This window comes from Anaerobutyricum hallii DSM 3353, from assembly GCF_000173975.1.
Lineage (GTDB): Bacteria > Bacillota > Clostridia > Lachnospirales > Lachnospiraceae > Anaerobutyricum > Anaerobutyricum hallii.
Map to the genome: position 1 here is coordinate 1 of NZ_ACEP01000031.1, position 14107 is coordinate 14107.

General features: G+C 40.3%; 15 protein-coding genes. All 15 read right to left on the reverse strand.

Annotated elements, in window-relative coordinates; genetic code table 11:
* Positions 1-84: 84 nt before the first annotated feature.
* Positions 85-354 (reverse strand): hypothetical protein, encoded by a 270-nt coding sequence (locus EUBHAL_RS02225; protein WP_005344373.1) that lies wholly within the window; start codon positions 352-354, stop codon positions 85-87.
* Between the two features lie 272 nt (positions 355-626).
* The gene (locus EUBHAL_RS02230; protein WP_005344375.1) at positions 627-2180 is read right to left on the reverse strand and encodes a DUF6273 domain-containing protein; all 1554 of its coding nucleotides are present in this window, start codon (positions 2178-2180) and stop codon (positions 627-629) included.
* Positions 2181-2566: 386 nt separating this feature from the next.
* A complete protein-coding gene (locus EUBHAL_RS02235) occupies positions 2567-2914 on the reverse strand; it encodes a hypothetical protein (protein WP_005344378.1) in 348 nt (115 codons plus the stop codon).
* 408 nt (positions 2915-3322) lie between these two features.
* Entirely contained in the window at positions 3323-3874 is a 552-nt protein-coding gene (locus EUBHAL_RS02240) for a BMC domain-containing protein (RefSeq protein ID WP_021907074.1), read from the reverse strand.
* Between the two features lie 17 nt (positions 3875-3891).
* Positions 3892-5220 (reverse strand): SLBB domain-containing protein, encoded by a 1329-nt coding sequence (locus EUBHAL_RS02245; RefSeq protein ID WP_005344384.1) that lies wholly within the window; start codon positions 5218-5220, stop codon positions 3892-3894.
* 16 nt (positions 5221-5236) lie between these two features.
* Positions 5237-6643, reverse strand: coding sequence for an aldehyde dehydrogenase family protein (locus EUBHAL_RS02250; RefSeq protein WP_005344386.1), 1407 nt, complete (start codon positions 6641-6643; stop codon positions 5237-5239).
* On the reverse strand, positions 6643-7656 hold the full coding sequence (locus EUBHAL_RS02255) for a cob(I)yrinic acid a,c-diamide adenosyltransferase (RefSeq protein WP_005344388.1): 1014 nt from the start codon (positions 7654-7656) through the stop codon (positions 6643-6645). Before EUBHAL_RS02255 ends, EUBHAL_RS02250 begins: the two co-directional genes overlap by 1 nt.
* A gap of 13 nt (positions 7657-7669) precedes the next feature.
* On the reverse strand, positions 7670-7945 hold the full coding sequence (locus EUBHAL_RS02260) for a EutN/CcmL family microcompartment protein (protein ID WP_005344389.1): 276 nt from the start codon (positions 7943-7945) through the stop codon (positions 7670-7672).
* 12 nt (positions 7946-7957) lie between these two features.
* Positions 7958-8839, reverse strand: a complete 882-nt coding sequence (locus EUBHAL_RS02265; RefSeq protein WP_005344390.1) for a flavoprotein — start codon at positions 8837-8839, stop codon at positions 7958-7960.
* Positions 8840-8844: 5 nt separating this feature from the next.
* On the reverse strand, positions 8845-9663 hold the full coding sequence (gene eutJ / locus EUBHAL_RS02270; protein WP_005344391.1) for an ethanolamine utilization protein EutJ: 819 nt from the start codon (positions 9661-9663) through the stop codon (positions 8845-8847).
* A gap of 200 nt (positions 9664-9863) precedes the next feature.
* Positions 9864-10661, reverse strand: a complete 798-nt coding sequence (locus EUBHAL_RS16310) for a BMC domain-containing protein (RefSeq protein ID WP_049940618.1) — start codon at positions 10659-10661, stop codon at positions 9864-9866.
* 43 nt (positions 10662-10704) lie between these two features.
* Entirely contained in the window at positions 10705-11067 is a 363-nt protein-coding gene (locus EUBHAL_RS02280) for a glycerol dehydratase reactivase beta/small subunit family protein (protein ID WP_005344393.1), read from the reverse strand.
* A gap of 9 nt (positions 11068-11076) precedes the next feature.
* Complete coding sequence (locus EUBHAL_RS02285) at positions 11077-12891, reverse strand: diol dehydratase reactivase subunit alpha (protein ID WP_005344395.1); 1815 nt, start codon at positions 12889-12891, stop codon at positions 11077-11079.
* Between the two features lie 32 nt (positions 12892-12923).
* Positions 12924-13418: a diol dehydratase small subunit gene (locus EUBHAL_RS02290; protein WP_005344396.1), complete on the reverse strand. Its 495-nt coding sequence runs from the start codon at positions 13416-13418 to the stop codon at positions 12924-12926.
* Between the two features lie 15 nt (positions 13419-13433).
* A complete protein-coding gene (locus EUBHAL_RS02295; protein WP_005344398.1) occupies positions 13434-14093 on the reverse strand; it encodes a propanediol/glycerol family dehydratase medium subunit in 660 nt (219 codons plus the stop codon).
* Positions 14094-14107 lie beyond the last annotated feature (14 nt).

Below are 14107 nucleotides of genomic sequence, written 5' to 3' on the forward strand. Positions count from 1 at the left end.
GGCTCTATCAAGCAGGTAGCAGACGCAATTCATCTCCCACCTTAGAGGTGGTCGGAGTCTTCTTGCTGTAAGAGGATAAATAGTTTAAGCAATTTGAATCCCTCCATTTTCAGCATATTTGTATAACAAATGTGCATTACTGTGTAAAAGTTCTTCAAACATCTCTATTTCTTCATCAGAATATCCCATTCTTTCTGTCCATTTATAATCTGGTAATTCGCATCTTGCAGAATCAAATCCATTTTCTGTTGGACGTTCAAAATTTACTATTACTTTCTTCATTCCATCTTTTTCAATAATCTGAGAATGAACAATTTCTGTTTCATCTGCTAATGTCATATATGGATACATCATAATTTTTCACCTCATTTCATAGCCTTGAATCATCGTATACAATTATTATACTACAAAATATTAAATATTTACTATATTAATTCAAACAAAATCCATCCACAGCACAGAATCCAAGAAACCAAATCCTCTATATTTGTGGCCTGGGAGCAAGTGTTGGATGCGAGCGCATAAACGAACATTCAACACGCCGCGACGAAAGTCACAAATATAGAGGATTTGGTTTCTTGGATTCGTCTGTTAGTTGGTTAATGAATTAAATAGTAACTTGAATATTATTTAATCTTCACACTCTTTACCTTACTCCATTTACCATAGTACGTTTTAGAACCTGACTTGGTATACGGGCGCATTCGTACATAATATTTTTTCTTACTCTTTAATGGACGAACTTTTGTCTTGGTAACTTTTTGTTTAAATTTACGTTCTATCGTTCCTTTTTTAAAATTGCTCTTTGCACAAAACTGTACTTGATAGCCAGTCACTTTCCTTAACTTCTTCCAGGTAATCGCAAGAGTGCTCTTTGCTGGTGACTTCACAGATTTCAGGGAACCTGTCATTTTTTCTACTGGCAGAAGAGCGCGTTTGGTTGGTTTCTTGGATGCGGTAGTTTTGTTGGATGGCTTGGTATTTGCTGTGGTATTGTTTTTATTGTTGTTGGTATTATTGCTATTATTATTTCCTGTGGTGTTATTGGAGCTGCTATTATTACCAGTGTTTCCAGAGGATGTATTATCTTGATATACTCTAGCAGGGGCAGGCGTTTCATTTATTGTTCCATCAGAGCACACAGTTCCTGCATAGGAATAAAGGTTGGAGGAAGAAATCTTCAAATACAAAGCAGGGCGAATAGCTTCAATACTATCTATACTACTGCCACCTGTTCTACTCCTTCCATCATAATCTATTTTAAGTGCAGCCTTACTACTTCCACCTGGCGAACGGAGCCACCAATTTACATTTTCTGCATATTTTGTTTCTACAAATTTATAACATCCCATTGCAAAGGCATATTCTGCACATTTACTTTGTCTTGCTTCATCATCTATACTATGATCCATTATAAAACCGTATTTTTTTGCATCCAAACCACAAATTTGCGTTTCTGCTAGCAAAAAAATTTTATCTAAAGTATTATTTCCACCAGAAGTATTATAAGTAGCGTTGTTTTTATTTGCTATGTTTCTCGGTAGTATCACTGCTTGCTCACTTAGAAAAAAAGCCTCATTCAAAAAATTTCCTTTCCTATAATTTATTCCTTCTTGATTATTTATAGTATCCTGTGCATTCAACCAACTTCTTATACTGCTTTTTTCCCAAGTAATATCCTCACTATTTTGATTATATCGCTGACTATCTAAGGCTTGATCTGCCAATAGCAATGCCCCTCCATTACTTACATTTAAAACTCTCCATTTAATTGCCTCATATTTAAAATAATGATAAGTAGAATAATCCTCAATCCAATCATAATAATTTAAAACACGTTTAGTATTATAATATGTCGCATCTTCCCCCTTTAATCTCCGATACTTGTTCCCATCTATTACAATATCATTATTCTCATCCCAGCCTGTCGCATTTTTTAATTTATTATAAATATCTCCGCTTGTCACTTCACTTTGTGGGTATGCTCCAAACCATACACAATCCCATGTCACTTTCTGTTTAGCGTTCATAGACGAATCTGCTACAGTTCTCGGATTGTTTAATGGTGTAACGGCCTGTACTTTATTTAAATTATTTCCTGATCCAATTGGAAACAATCCGAATAAAAGAGTTAATACTAACAATGATGCTAGTCTTGCTACTTTCCCCATTTTTTTCATTCGTTTTCCTCTCCTTACTTTTTAATTTCCCATCTATTTCTCTGCATTACAATGATGTCCTGATGAAGTTTCTGATACAAAAAACATAGCATTTTATAGGGATATTTTCAATAGGTTTTACCAAAACAAAAACAACTCTATCCTATATTCAAAAACTCCAGCCAAAAACAGCCCGAGAAGAGAACCGATACCCTGTATTTGTGGCCTCGGAGTAAGGTTTAGATGCGAGCGCTTTAAGCGAGCATTTAAACCGCAGCGACTAAAGTCACAAATATAGGGTATCGGTTCTCTTCCCGGGCGTCTGTCTCTGGGGTGTCTGCCTTCAGGAAATTTGTCTTTGAATCATCCGTCTTCGGCAGCATCGTCTTTAATAAATTAAACACGCTCTAAAAAGAAAATACGTTAAATTTTGATGTTTTTGTCTTGAATTCAAGACTATCTTTTTCGATTCTGTAAGAATCTAAATAACAGTAGGTTTCTCCTGCTTTCGAAGCTGCGCTGTCATGGAAACGTACATCACTATCTACTTTAACTGTCATATTCCAGGATGGTTCTGTGATTCCTCTGCAGTTATAGAATACATCAAAGATTACAGTTCCGATGTCTTCTCTGATATCTTTGAAAGAGAATGATGGTTCTGCCATTCCTTCTAATCCGTTCATGCGGCACATTCCGATGAAGTTTAAGATGTTCTTTTTGTTCGCTTCTGTGATTGGAATATATGTTTTTCCCATTTTGCTTTTACTCCTGTCCTTCTATATTTTTGTTATATATCTGTTTATATTTTTTCACATTATTTTTGTTTTGTCTATATTAAATTTCAAGAATGCCCGGCATTCTTGCTGCGACCAACTCTGTATTTATTCAGAACTAATTCTATAGATATTTAAATTAATTCACAAGATACCCTTGTGATACTTACTTTATAATCCTCTTTTTTATCTTGCCTATATTAAAATTAGAACTTCTTTTTTCTTGGCACTACTTCCTTTTATAGCCGAAAAAGGCTGCCCGCCCACGGGAATCTTTCCCTCCTGGCCCTGTGTGGCTGAGGCGAAAGCCCGATTCTATGCGGACAACCTTTCTATATACTTAAGTTGATTATAACTACTATAATTAACTATCCATGATGTGAGGGCTTATTACTTCAATAAACTTTCAACAATCTGTGGATGTGGACGTGGAATAATTGAAGTAGATGTTACTTCTCCACTGATTCCTAATTTTGCAAGACATGCATTAACTGCTGATCTTACAGAGGATACTTCTCCTGTGATTACTAAGTATCCTTTACCGCCTAAACCTCTGGCAATTCTTAAGTCAACGATGCTGACTTTGGAAGCCTTTACTGCTGTATCGGCTGCAATAATTGCTGTTAAAGCGGAAATTGTCTCAATTGCGCCAACTGCCTGGATCTGCTGAGTTGGAGTTACTCCAGCAATGGCTGGGAGAACTTCTTCACGAATATTGTCAAGGATATGTGTGTCGATTAAGTAAATTCCGCTTACGAGTTCAGCTTTGCTCATAGCAGCTTTTACAGGACCTACATGTCCGCCAACAATAATTACATATTTACCAGGACAAATTGGTGTAGACAGTAATAATTCTACATTACCTGCTTTAACCATTTCATCTGCTGTCTGGATACCAACAGGAATGCTTTTAATTTCTACGAATCCAACTGCTTTTCTCACTGTGTAAACACCATCCTTTATTTTTCGATTGAGATACAACCGTCAGCGATTGCTTTGACTGTACCGCTGATACTAGCATGAATACAAGCACCTAATTTACCTTCTGCAGGCTGAGCGATCACATCGCCCTTTGCAACGGTATCACCAACACTTACACACGGAACTGCAGGTGCGCCGATGTGCTGTCCTACAGGAATAGATACGTGATCTATCTCTGTTGTTAATTCTGTCAGAGGAGCTGCAACGTTGTATTTTGTCAGTCCCAGACGAGCGATTAACTTCTTGATAGGGAATCGTTTGTACTCTCTCATTGGATGTACTGATTCTGGCTGGTTATGCAATGTACTCTTAATACCCTGTTTTGCCATGATACCTTTCAGTTCATGATTTACTTTCCAAGGCTGGAGGTTCATGATACATGCATACTGGCAAAGACGGCATTCTGAACATAAGAATGCGATCATTGGTGTATCAGAACCATCGCATAAGCTTCCGTAGCTTGCAAATCTGATAGTCTTGTTTGGTTCAATTCTATGTCCGATCAGATGACGAGGACATACTTCTGAACACATACTACAGTGACAACATGCAGCTTTTGCCATATGAAGCATCTTAGGTATTGGAAGTTTTACATCCTGAATCAATGGATGGTCTTCCGGTAACACGATTAAGCCTTTTGTTGTTTTTGTAATCTTAGAATCTAACGCAACATGTTTACCCATCATAGGACCGCCGTTAATTACGACATATGGTCCGTTTACGGTAACTCCTCCAGCGAGGTCTAATGCTTCTTTTACTGTCATACCAAGTGGTAATTTTAAAGTAATGTGGTTCTTTACTTCACCAGCAAATGTTACATAAGAATCTGTAACTGGTTTGTCTTCAAAGTAAGCATTGTAAATATTAAGCATGGTCTCTACATTGGAAACGATAACGCCACACTGTAGAGGAATTCCACCTTCTGGTACAATTCTTCCCGTAACTTCGTATACTGTAATCTGTTCATCACCAGCCGGATAGAAGTTTGGAAGGAGATGAAGGCTAATGCCTTCATACTCTCCCAAGAGCTGGTTAAAGCTGTTAATTGCTGCTTCATAGTGACCTTTTAAGGCAATTACACCCTTGTCTGCACCTACTGCTTCCATGCAGAGCTTTAATGCATCAAGAATTTTCTTTGTCTCAACGGCCATAAGCTGCTGATCGACTCTTAATAAAGGTTCGCACTCAGCACCATTAATGATGACATATTCAGCCTTAGCATTCATTTTTACATGAGTAGGAAAACCTGCACCACCGGCACCAACGATACCGGATTTTGCAATGATATCAATAAGGTTTTTTTCCATTTAACTCACCTCTTAATTATTTCATTCTGATATGGAGACCGTCCTGTAATACACATCTTCTCTTACGGCAGAATGATTTAGCAGATGTTAAACCTTCACCTGTAGGTCCGGCAATTGTGAATGTTGTATATCCCATTCCGCCAACACCGATACCTGCATAAGATGGGCCATTCTTTACGAAAATAGTTGTTTCGATTTCTTTTGCCATCTTTGTAAGTTTATCTACATTCTTAGAATGCATCATAGCTGTATGTCTGTTACCATGTTCTACTTCTACAGCGAAGTCGATAGCTTCGTCTACGTTAGGAACACGAACGATAGGAAGGATAGGCATCATTAACTCGATCTGTACGAATGGATGATCCTTAGGAGCTTCCATGATGATACATTTAACTTCTGGTCCAACCTTGATTCCAACTTTGTCAAGGATGTACTGTGCGCTCTTACCTACGAAGTTAACAGCTGGTTTCTTTCTGTCTTTTGTTACGAGATCAACCATCTTTTCGATGATTTCAGGATCTTTTACTTCGTATGCGCCATTGTTCTTCATGTTGAAGATTAAGTAGTCAGCGATCTGATCTACAGCGATAACTTCTTTCTCTGCGATACATGGAAGGTTGTTATCGAAAGAACATCCGTTAACGATATCCTTAGCTGCTTTTTCGATATCAGCTGTCTCATCTACTACTACTGGAGGGTTACCAGCACCAGCTCCGATAGCTTTCTTACCTGTTGACATAACTGCTTTAACGATTCCAGGACCACCTGTAGCAACAAGCATACGAACCTTTGGATGGTTCATCATGATATTTGTGTTTTCGATAGATGGTTCTTTAACAGTTACGATTAAGTTTCTAGGAGCGCCCAGCTCTTCTAATTTAGCGTTCAGTTTTTTGATTAACCAGATGGAAACGCCTTTTGAACGTGGATGTGGGCTGAATACTACAGTGTTTCCACCAGCAAGCATTGCGATGGAGTTACAGATAACTGTTTCTGTAGGGTTTGTTGTAGGAGCGATAGCACCAATTACACCGAATGGACAGTACTCAACTAATGTAAGTCCGTCATCACCTGATAAAGCTTCTGTTGTTAAATCTTCAACACCTGGAGATTTAACTGCTGCTAAACGGTTTTTGATTACTTTATATTCATAAGCACCCATTCCGCTTTCTTCTACAGCGAGTTTACTCATGTACTCAAGATTTTCTTTTGTACAAACAACTTCTCTGATACCTTCAACGTATCTCTGTCTGTCAGCCATGGAATGGTTCATATATTCTTTCTGAGCTTTTGCGGAAGCTTCAATTGCCTCGTCCATAGTATCAAAGATACCATATCCATATTCGCTTTCGCTTGAGCCAGTCTCAACATCGTTTAATACTTTTTTAACGACTTTTTCAATTAATTCAACATCGATATTCATTATGCTTTTCCTCCTTGCATTTTTTCTAATGCGTATGTCGCTACTGCCATATCCTCTTCAGCGGTTCCACCACTTACTCCGATGGCTCCAATTACTTTGCCATCTTTCTTAATTGGATATCCGCCTCCAAAACAAATAATTCTGCCATCACCAGAATTATGAAGACTCCACAGGCTCTCACCTGGTTTTGTCACATCAGCAAGATCACATGTCGGACACTTTAAAGCACAGGCAGTGTATGCTTTATCCTGAGACACCTTTGTACTGATCAAAAGGGTTCCTTCCATGCGCTGGAAGTACAGTAAGTTGCCACCTTCATCTACTGCGGAAAATGCAACAGGAACACCAATCTCTTTTGCCTTTTCTTCTATGAATCCAGCCATCTTTTTCAAGGTTTCAATTGACATATCCATGCTGTCTTCTTCCTTTCCCATAGCTCCTAAGGTTTTCACTACCTGTCGTACTGTGTCTTTTAATTCTTCGATCTCCTGATTTTTTGCTCTTGCCTCTTCGAGACGAGCCATTGCAAAGCACGCATCTGATAAGCGATTGATATATTTGCGTAACTCCTCACGAACAGGAACCTGCTTTGCGAGTGCTGTAATTATTCTCTCTGCACGTCTTACAACAGTTCTTGCAACGTGTAAGGCTGCGGAGGAAGGATTAACTCCAGGTACTACGAATTCTCGCATCAGCCCGTTCACTTCGGTGGATTTGTCAATGATATTTTCGAGGTATTTGATATCAGCTTCCCCGATCTTATCTTTAAGCATTTCCATTCCTCTTGCATCACTGGCTAATTCAGCACCTGCCTGGAACATCCTCTTCTGAATATGATTAATATATTCTTTTATTTCCGGTGAGTCAGTCAGGGTATAGGCAACTCCCAGAGAAGAGATTGCTTCATCGACAGTTCCGTAAGCATCAACGTTTAAACTGTCTTTGTCAACTCTGGAACCACCATAGAGACCCGTCGTTCCTTTATCACCTGTCTTTGTATAAATATTGGACATTATATTCACACCCTTAACACTGTGATATCTCTACGGTATCGACAATGCCGATAATCGCAGCATCTACTGGCAGGTCAGTCTTTTTACCATTTGACATACGTGCGGAACTTCCGCCTACGACAATTACGGTTTCTCCATCGCCGGCTCCAACAGTATCAACAGCAATTTCTGTCTGTTTCTTTGCTGTAAGATCCTGATTAATCTTCTCAACAATAAGAAACTTACTGCCGGTCAGGCTTGGAGTCTTAATAGTCGAAACTACTGTACCAATCACTTTACCTAAATACATGTCTTCACCTACTTACTCTTTTACAATCGTAATTCCGCGATTTAAAGCTTCATCTTTTGCAAGACCGGTAACTAATGCATCCTGTCTTACAACGATTGTCTTAAATCTCGCATTCTTTGCTATATCGACTCTGCCGATTACTTTTTTGTCTAACTTTACACTGCTCGGTGTTTCCACTTTTTTGACTGGCTGGCTTACTGACTGTACTGCTGGCTCCATCTTTGTGGAAACAATTCTGTCTTTCTTCGGTGCCGGCTTACTGTTATCCAGTGCCGGGAGAGACACCTTTGCAGAGAAAACTTCATTTACTTTACTGCACAGACTATAGTCTGTAGTCAATGTGATTCCGTATGCGAGCATATCTTCAAGATTATGTCGCATTTTCGCTTTATAAGCTTCTGTTACTTTAAAGCCTAACTGCTCTCTTACCTTGTTATCCGGACAGCAGCCATCAATTGCTGCCACGATTGGCTTTCCTGTAGCCATCGCTCTGGAAATCATATTGGTAAGAAGATTATCACTGATACAATTTGCAACCTTTGCGGCTGTATTAATTGTCAGCGACGGAATAATTACAAACTGACTGTCATCTACAATCTGTCTGCCGTTAACCGGAGCGCCTTCAACATAAATGGCATCCGGACCAATATCATTCCTGATACGTTCTTCTGTAATTACTTCTCCTGCTGCCTTTGACAGTACTGCTGTCAATGTCCAGCCATCCTTTTTTAGTTCATTTAAAGATGTTACTGCATCTTTATAACCAATTAAGGCTCCGGAGAAAAGAACAGTAGCTTTCTTACAAGCCTGTGCGTATCGTAAGATGACCTGGTCTGAAATATATTCCACAATCGTTGCCATAAGCGCATCTTCAAATTCTTTTCTATTCATCATGCCACCTATTGCTTATTGCAGTTCATGGCAATTCCTAATGGAGTAACCAGTAAAGGTTCTTTCGGCTTAATCGTCTTAACCCCTGTTTCCTTCTCAAAAACACTTTCGAACTTCTTAAAGCTGCAGGCACCGCCTACTACATAAATAACGTCCACATCGTATCCTTCGATAAAACGGGCAACGATTGCTGCCATCTTTTCAATTACCGGTTTAACCACAGGAAATACCAGCATTTCCTGTTTCGGATCTTTTTTGATTCTCTCGGCCTCTTCAAAGGAACATCCAAGGCTCCCAGCAAGTACCAGAGTCATGTGTGTTCCACCTGTAGGCTCATCTGCGGTAAAGATAACCTTTCCGTCTTTGAGAATACTGATACCGGTTGTTCCACCACCGACATCCACGACTGCTCCGTCCGTAATACCAAGAACAGAAGCGGCTGCTGTAGGCTCGTCAATGACATTGACTACATCCAGTCCAACAGACTCGACTACGTTGGAAATTACCTTTACGTTTCCAGAAATAATTCCCGGCGGAATGGCTGTGGCAGCTTCGTAAAACTCCACTCCCATCAGATCTTCCAGCTTGGCTTTCATATTTCTGACCGCTCTGGATGCACCCATGAAATCCACAACGATTCCATCCCGTACAACCGTGGACGGATAGGAAGCCCCGGCAATTGGTGTGTTGTTGGAATCTACAACAGATACTACAATGTTGGCGGTTCCAAGATCGACACCCAATCTCAAATCCCCTTCATAGGGACGAAATTCTTCATTTTTGATAAGCTCCGAAAATCCAACTAAAACGTTATTGTAATCGTTCATGTGATCCCCTTATTTATTCTAATGTTCGAATACCGAATCATTATTGTCAGGATTGCATGTGTCTGTCTCGGTATCCACATGCATCCATTGCGCATATTTGTATGTACTAAATGTACGTTATTATTGATACTATCGCAGGAAAGGCTGAAGGCCTTTCCTGCCTGATTACTGATTTATAATCCAGAGCCGATTATTCCGACTTATTTGTTATCGTTATTATCGGTGTTCTTTTTTCTTCTGGATCTGCTTCTTCTATTTCCTGTTGAAGTCTTTCCCTTAGGAGCGTCTGCCTTTTTGTCAGTTTCCTTTTTCGGTTCAGTCTTTTCAGATTTTGCTTCCTCTGCTTCTGCTTTCTCTACTGGAGTCTCTTCTGCTGGAGCTTCTGGTGCAGGTTCTTCTGCTTTTGGCTCTTCTACAGGAGCTTCTTCCACTGGAGTCTCTTCTACAGGAGTTTCCTCAGCAGGTTCTTCTGCTTTCGGTTCCTCTACAGGAGCTTCCTCTTTGACCTCTTCCGTTTCAGGTTCCTCTGATGTTGGCTCTTCTTCCTCAGGTTCTTCCACTACAGGCGGTTCAGGTGCTTCCTCGGTCACTACCTCAGCCTTTGGTTCAGTTTTTGGTTTCCAGTTCTTTACGAGTACCGGTTTCTTTGTATCTCCTTTTGGACGATAACCTTCTGCAAGAGCAATTTCTCCTCCAACAGTCTCTCTGTTGTCTACGAGTAATTCTCTCATGCCATCTGCCGGTCTTGCTTTTAACAGTGTACTCTTTGTTCCACTTAAAGAACCGTTAACTGCTTCTGCCGCTTTTTTGCCTGCTGCGATTGCTGCTCTACATGCTCCGACGTTACCTTCTACCTTTACAGTACACATTCCGCCGCCCTTTGCATATTCATATCCAAGCAGTTTTACGTTAGCAGACTTTACTGCTGCATCTGCTGCTGCCACACAGGCAGCTAAACCAAAGGTTTCGATGAAACCAAGACATTTATTGTTAGACACCTTCACACCTCCTCACATTTCAGAATTAATTAATTGTAAAGCCTTAATCCAGAACTTTGAATGGCATTTTCTTTACCAGTCTTGCGGCATTCGCGCCAATCTTCCGGAACAGCTCTGTCTGATATAACTTAATCTTAAAAAGAGGGGCCGCTTTATCCAGCTTCTCATGCTGAAGAACAATGCCTTCTTTGCTGATACCAACGCCCACCCCTAATCTTGAATTCAAGCTGGCATTATGTGCAAGTTCTAATACGGAACTGCAATGCTCTGCCTGAACATCATAGGGGATGCCTTCCTCCTCGATTCCAAGAAGGACGCTGACAAAATCAGCTTCAGAAAGGTGATCACAGTCATAAAAAACTTTCACTGAAGGTCTGTTATCAATTACTGTATTGCTTCCTTCCATAATTGTCTCCTATACATCAGCACAAGACATCGCAAGTCCTGTTGCTACCGCATTACGAGGACCTTCGCATCCGCGAATGTTTCCCCGACCAGCTACTATATTATATTGTGATAATGCATCAGTTACGAGAGTCGGCACCTCGAAGTCGAGTGCAGAACCACCTACTAATACTACAAATTCGATGTCTCGTACATTACCGGTAGGACTAACCTTCGCCAATGAACGAATCGCATTTGTTACGAATACCTTTTTCTTTGCATTGGTTCTTACCATCTTAATCTTTTCCATGGAATCCTGTCCCTCAAGCGGAACTAACTCTCCATCTTCCTTGACTAAGACAACCTTTGCGAATACATTCGGATCTAATGGCTGTTCAAAGAACTGTACGGTTCCATCTTCATGACGAATATGGAAAAGACTTTCAACCTTTGCGAGAGAATACTTTTTAATATCTTCTGCTGTATTGAAATCTTCCAGTCCAAGTTCGGACTGAATCAGTAAAGTTACCATGTTTCCGGCCCCCGCCAGATGCACGAGCTTTACATTGCCGTCTCTGTCTTTAATTGAAGCATCCGTTGATCCTGCTCCCATATCTACTATGGCGAGTGGTACATTTGTACCCGGTGTAGTTAAAGCTCCTTTAATAGCCATATCTGCCTCAACACCGCCAACATATACAGGGATTTTTAATCGGTCTGTCAATTCTTCCGCGATCATCTTCATCTGAAGACGGTCTGCCTTAACCATGGCAGCAATTCCTACTGCACTTTCTAAAGAAAATTCATTTGCGAGACCACCTTTAATCTTCTGAGGATTATAAGTATCTACAGCAAGTAAATCCTGAATTTTGATATCTTTTGGATGCTGGTTTGTAAGATTTGACATAACCTGACGAACTTTTTCAAGCATACCGCCGGCATTGGTGCCAGGTTCACCTTTAATATCTTCGATGACTGGAACGCTATTTACAGCTTCCATCATCTTCTCGGCTCCCTCTTCTACGCCAACGATTACTTTTTTCTTTGCGCCTATAATCTCAATAGAACCGGCAGGGATACGTCTTTCTTTTACGTCTCCTTCCGGTGTTTTAATGACAACGGCAGAACGATTTCCGATTAACGCGCGGGCAATCGGTACAACCTGTTTTGTATCTTCCGGGGACAGTTTGAATAATGTTGCGATACCATATGGGTTAGAGAGTACTTCGACAACTCCGCCAACAGGTGCAACTTCTACTGCACATAACATTCCGAGAGGTACTTTATCAATCATACCTACCTCATCAACGATAGGAATCTTCTTTTCAAGCCTGTTGTTAATCAAAACGCCATCATCGCGCTGGACAATGGCACCTGTAATGTTAAATATTTTGTTATATCGGTTAATGAGTGCAGCGGCAGCTTCAAAGGAAACTTCTGCCGGAATAACCACAATTACATCTCCGCCATCTTTGACAGTATCTAATCTGTCGATGCGCTGAGATATTCCAACACCAATCCCAACACCCCCTGGAGTATTGGGATTGTGTCCAATCATAGTAGATTCCGTGATAATAGTTTCGGTAATAGTCTCCATAGCGACATCACCGATAACGGGAGCGGCTTCATTAATACGAACTTCATCAAGATCACTGATTTCAAAACCAACTTCATCAAGGGCATTCTTCAGTGACTGAAAAACTCCGTGTATGTTCTGTTTCGTTCCTTTAATTCCAGTAGTACCTGTAATACCACTCGAAAGGAATGTCACATTTTTACCATCGATTCTGGCAATCGCAGTTTCCGTTGTTGCATTGCCAATATCAACGCCCGCAACTAATTTCACTTCTCATACCTCCGTCGAAATCAATCAACTAATTATTTTTTTAAACGGTTACGTTTTTCGTAAATGTCTGCAGCTTCTTTAACGAAGTTACCACTTACTGTAGCACCGTATTCGTTGATTAACTCATCACCGATTGCATATAATTCAGCTTTTGTTGAACGATATGGTCTAAGAGCGTTATAAATCTCAAGAAGTCTTGCATCAGGTACTGGGATTAATTCACCAGCTCTTCTTAAGTTCGTTGCGAAGAATCCACGTCCTGCAGATTCAGCAACCTGAGCCTGTAATTCCAGAGTTTCTTTTGTGATACGGAAATCTTTTGCATCTAACTTTCCATCAATAACTCCCTGTAAAGTTAAATCATTTAAAGATTTTCCAGAAGCACTCTTGATTAATTCTGGTTTTTTCTCTCCCAGTGGGTAATCCTCAACCGTAACCTTGCTTTCACATTCGCAGGCTGCGGCAGAACCCTGCATGTTTTTCATAACTTCCTGCATAATCTGTCTTACTAATAATTCCTGATCCACGATTGACACCTCCGTCTATTTAAATACAACTTTAAGAGCTTTAGGAGCCTTATCTCTGTCTGCATGCTCTGTCTCTTTGATATGCAGTACAGCGGATAAAGCCTGGAATTTCGGTCTTGCCATCTGGTCATTCTTTACAGGTACCGGATTTGGTGATTCTCCTTTAGCGTACTGAGCAGCGTTTTTACCGATTGCTCTGTATGTTTCAAGGTCGATCAGTGGGCACTGTGGGAATAACTCTAAGTTAGACAGCGGTGGAAGGTCTTTCTGATGGATTACAGTAGTACCTTTGGACTGAATTCCAATTCCGATGCCTGAACCTGATAATTCAGCAGCATCATGAGCGATGAAAGATACATCGGATGTTCTGTAAACTTTAACGATTCTACAGGAAACACCTTCTTCTTCCAGACCAGCCATAACCTCTTTTACAATATCTGCATGAGGAATACCTACGATATTTGTTGTCTGAGATTCTCCAAAAGCAGGAGCTAAACCTAAAACAACTTCGTTAGGATTTGTGCCTTTTTCTGCATCACCGATTTCAGTAATCTGCATTCCAGGGCACTCATAAGTTTCTCCCTCTACAGCAGAAGCTGCGGAAGTATCTGCAGTATTCATTTCTTTAAGAACTTCAGCGATAACACTTTTTAATAATTTTTCATCAATTGCCATTATGGTTCACCTTC

Excerpts from the sequence above, each read along its gene's own strand:
- EUBHAL_RS02225 (WP_005344373.1), bottom strand. The coding sequence starts at position 354 with ATGATGTATCCATATATGACATTAGCAGATGAAACAGAAATTGTTCAT.
- EUBHAL_RS02230 (WP_005344375.1), bottom strand. The coding sequence starts at position 2,180 with ATGAAAAAAATGGGGAAAGTAGCAAGACTAGCATCATTGTTAGTATTA.
- EUBHAL_RS02235 (WP_005344378.1), bottom strand. The coding sequence starts at position 2,914 with ATGGGAAAAACATATATTCCAATCACAGAAGCGAACAAAAAGAACATC.
- EUBHAL_RS02245 (WP_005344384.1), bottom strand. The coding sequence starts at position 5,220 with ATGGAAAAAAACCTTATTGATATCATTGCAAAATCCGGTATCGTTGGT.
- EUBHAL_RS02250 (WP_005344386.1), bottom strand. The coding sequence starts at position 6,643 with ATGAATATCGATGTTGAATTAATTGAAAAAGTCGTTAAAAAAGTATTA.
- EUBHAL_RS02255 (WP_005344388.1), bottom strand. The coding sequence starts at position 7,656 with ATGTCCAATATTTATACAAAGACAGGTGATAAAGGAACGACGGGTCTC.
- EUBHAL_RS02260 (WP_005344389.1), bottom strand. The coding sequence starts at position 7,945 with ATGTATTTAGGTAAAGTGATTGGTACAGTAGTTTCGACTATTAAGACT.
- EUBHAL_RS02265 (WP_005344390.1), bottom strand. The coding sequence starts at position 8,839 with ATGATGAATAGAAAAGAATTTGAAGATGCGCTTATGGCAACGATTGTG.
- eutJ (WP_005344391.1), bottom strand. The coding sequence starts at position 9,663 with ATGAACGATTACAATAACGTTTTAGTTGGATTTTCGGAGCTTATCAAA.
- EUBHAL_RS02280 (WP_005344393.1), bottom strand. The coding sequence starts at position 11,067 with ATGGAAGGAAGCAATACAGTAATTGATAACAGACCTTCAGTGAAAGTT.
- EUBHAL_RS02295 (WP_005344398.1), bottom strand. The coding sequence starts at position 14,093 with ATGGCAATTGATGAAAAATTATTAAAAAGTGTTATCGCTGAAGTTCTT.